This window comes from Oleiphilus sp. HI0079 (genome assembly GCF_001635105.1).
Genome location: NZ_LWFT01000756.1, coordinates 1 through 2410, shown reverse-complemented (window position 1 = coordinate 2410; position 2410 = coordinate 1). Strand labels below are relative to the sequence as shown.

At 46.3% G+C, this 2410-nt stretch carries 2 protein-coding genes; both read left to right on the top strand.

Annotated elements, in window-relative coordinates:
• The coding region (locus A3750_RS14130; protein WP_068548382.1) for an HDOD domain-containing protein at window positions 1-2030 on the top strand (2030 nt) is incomplete at its 5' end.
• A gap of 93 nt (window positions 2031-2123) precedes the next feature.
• Window positions 2124-2410, top strand: a 287-nt coding sequence (locus A3750_RS14125) for a response regulator (protein ID WP_156498591.1), incomplete at its 3' end; no start/stop codon positions are given.

Genomic DNA, 2410 nt, shown 5'->3' with positions numbered 1-2410 from the left:
AGCTCAATAAGCTGCCGACACTGCCTCACGTTCTGGTAGACATTATCAATGCCTGCCAATGTAACGGCGTCACCTTTCAGGAAATCGCCGATATTGTGAGCCGTGATGCATCGATATCGGCTCGCGTTGTTTCGATGGCTAACTCGAGTTTTTTTAATCGCGGCACGCCCGTCAGGTCTCTCGACCGAGCGTTGCTAGTGCTGGGCACTGAAACCATAAAAACCATCGTTATAACGGCAACCATTCACCAGTTTTTTTCGGGAATCAATAATAAAGACCAAGCCTTTCTAAAAGAATTCTGGAGAAGATCTCTCAACTGCGCCCTGCTTGCGAAATCCCTCGCCATATTGACCAGCTATCCTCACCCAGACGAGGCCTACCTTTGTGGATTACTGCACAACATGGGAGAGCTGGTGCTAGCAAGCCACCTGCGCGAAGACTATTTTGAATTGGTAAGCGAGTTTCCCAACGAAAACACACGTTTCAAACATGAGCTCGGTTCTCTAGGCATTGATCATGCTGAGCTAAGCGCACTATTGATTGAGCAATGGGGCCTTAGCCCCTACTCAGTCGACGCGGTTCGATATCATCATGCAAATCTCGCTGACGTAGTGGGCGCACACCACCTGGTAAAAATCCTGTTTGTCTCCAGCGAGCTTAGTCGACTAGACGAGCGGAACCATGAACACCAAGCAGAAATTGGAACAAAGCTATTTGAACTCAACCCTTCGCTCGTTAACGAAATTGTTCGAAAAATCGATGAAGAAGTAAAAGAAGTCGCCAGCAGCATGGGTATCAATCTCAAATCTACAAAGGAATCTCAATCCTTTGATGACCGAGAAGCCAATATTAATCTGGCGAAGACGGTCAGAGATCACAGCCTAGAAAGCATATCTCACGACATAATTGGCAAAAGCGATACGAAAACCGAGTTTGCGAAGCAGGTTTCTTACACGCTTTCACTCCTCTTTGGTATGCGCACAAGCGCTGTGTTTTGGCTCGAGGATGAAGAGCTTATCCTTGTGGACGAGGATCAAAAGCAGGTCCCGATGCAATTTCCTGTTGATCGCGGAAGCAGCTTAGTCGCTAAAGCAGCGATAGAAGGCAATGTTCTTTCTTCGTTCCAACACCGCTCAGAAGCACTCGTAGCCGACCAACAAATTCTAAGACATTTAGCCGCAGAAGGTATGCTCTGCATGCCGATACGCGATCAAAGCCGAGTTATCTGCGTGGTTGTGGCCAGCCTTCATTCCAAAAAAGAACAAATTCATCCTAGCTTTCTAGACTTATTGATACGACAGCTGACAGATCAATGCCTTTACATTGAAGCTGTAAGCGTGCCCTTGCAAACGAACGCGGAAATAAGCGCCCTAAGCGCAAAAGTCAGAGAGATTGCGCATGAGGCAAACAACCCCCTCAGCATCATCAATAATTATTTGGCGAGCCTGTCATCGAAGCTCTCTGACCAACATGACGTAAAAGAAGAGCTCACTGTATTAAAAGAAGAGCTCGAGCGCGCTAGCGACATCATTCTTCGACTCCGCGACATCGAGCAGGACAAACGCGGTAACGAAGATCATGCTGAAATTAACCTTGAGATTAAAAATCTACTAACTCTGTACAAAAATTCACTCTTCTTGGCCAAGCGAATTGGGTACGAATTCGAGCAGGACACTAGCCTTAAAGTGCATCCGATTAGTAGAAACAGCTTCAGGCAAATATTAACTAACCTTATAAAGAATGCTGTAGAGGCGCTGCCCGAGGGTGGTAAAATCAGCATAACTACGCGTGGAAATGTGAATGTCAACGGCAAAAAGTTCACCGAAGTTCGAGTCGAAGATAATGGCCCAGGCATTCCATTACAAGTACAGCAAAACTTGTTCTCTCCTATCTCTACTACCAAAGGGACTGGACACTCAGGTCTTGGCTTAAGTATTACAAAAAATCTCGTAACGGAAGCACGAGGAACAATCACATGCAGGAGCGGTAAAACGGGCACCCAGTTTCAAGTCTTGCTGCCAGGTAGCTAGGGCAGCAACATAACTATTAAAACGCTCATAAAGGCTAAAAACTGGATAGATGTGCACAACAAACTACTATAGTGCGAACGGTTGACAACTAGAATGAAGATCATAAAGTCAAAACAGGTGGCGAACCTGGATATTGAACGAGCAAAAATACTGGTCGTTGACGATGAACATCGATTACTGACCAGCCTTGAAACCTTGCTTACGTCCGAGGGCTTTCGTGTATCAACAGCGCTTGGAGGAATCAATGCGTGCGAAGCACTCAAGGCGAATGATTTTGATCTAGTTCTTCTCGATTTGAACATGCCCGATATCGACGGCCATCAGGTGATGGATTTCATTGCCGAGCATCAAATGGACCCAGCCGTTATTGTTGTTAGCGG